A 1,278-nucleotide genomic window follows, 5' to 3' on the forward strand; every position below is an offset into this window, starting at 1 on the left:
ATCGATTCCCTGAGTAGCGGCGAGCGAAAGGGGAAGAGCCCAAACCAACAAGCTTGCTTGTTGGGGTTGTAGGACTGAACATTAGAGTTACCAAAGTGCGACGTAGTCGCAACAGTTGGGAAGCTGTGCCATAGAGGGTGAAAGCCCCGTAGACGAAACGTCACACTCTCTGTTCAGGATCCTGAGTACGGCGGGACACGTGAAACCCCGTCGGAATCTGCGAGGACCATCTCGCAAGGCTAAATACTCCCTAGTGACCGATAGTGAACCAGTACCGTGAGGGAAAGGTGAAAAGCACCCCGGAAGGGGAGTGAAATAGTTCCTGAAACCATGTGCCTACAAGCTGTCGGAGCCCGTTAATGGGTGACGGCGTGCCTCTTGCAGAATGAACCGGCGAGTTACGATTGCATGCAAGGTTAAGGTGGAAAAACCGGAGCCGTAGCGAAAGCGAGTCTTAAATGGGCGTATAAAGTATGTAGTTGTAGACCCGAAACCAGGTGACCTACCCATGTCCAGGTTGAAGGTGCGGTAAAGCGCACTGGAGGACCGAACCCGTGTCAGTTGAAAATGGCTGGGATGAGGTGTGGGTAGCGGTGAAATTCCAAACGAACTTGGAGATAGCTGGTTCTCTCCGAAATCTCTTTAGGGGGAGCCTTGAGGTAAAGAATCGTGGAGGTAGAGCTACTGTTTGGACAAGGGGCCCGTCATGGGTTACCAACTTCAGATAAACTCCGAATGCCATCGATTTATACTCAGGAGTCAGACGATGAGTGATAAGATCCACCGTCGAAAGGGGAACAGCCCAGATCACCAGTTAAGGTCCCTAAATATATGCTAAGTGGAAAAGGATGTGGAGTTGCATAGACAACTAGGATGTTGGCTTAGAAGCAGCCACCATTTAAAGAGTGCGTAATAGCTCACTAGTCGAGTGATCCTGCGCCGAAAATGTACCGGGGCTAAGCATATTACCGAAACTGTGGATGTGCACTATGTGCACGTGATAGGAGAGCGTTCTAAGGGCGGCGAAGTCAGACCGTGAGGACTGGTGGAGCGCTTAGAAGTGAGAATGCCGGTATGAGTAGCGAAAGACAGGTGAGAATCCTGTCCACCGAATGACTAAGGTTTCCTGGGGAAGGCTCGTCCTCCCAGGGTAAGTCGGGACCTAAGCCGAGGCCGAGAGGCGTAGGCGATGGATAACAGGTTGAGATTCCTGTACCAGTTAACTGCGTTTGACGATGGAGGGACGCAGGAGGCTAAGCAAACCGTACGATTGGAAGA

At 51.5% G+C, this 1,278-nt stretch carries 1 rRNA gene; it reads left to right on the plus strand.

The features are described 5' to 3' along the window. A 23S ribosomal RNA gene (locus tag H5R88_RS00010) occupies window positions 1-1,278 on the plus strand; the annotation flags it as partial.

This window comes from Limosilactobacillus agrestis (assembly GCF_014145585.1).
In the GTDB taxonomy this organism is placed as follows: Bacteria; Bacillota; Bacilli; order Lactobacillales; family Lactobacillaceae; genus Limosilactobacillus; species Limosilactobacillus agrestis.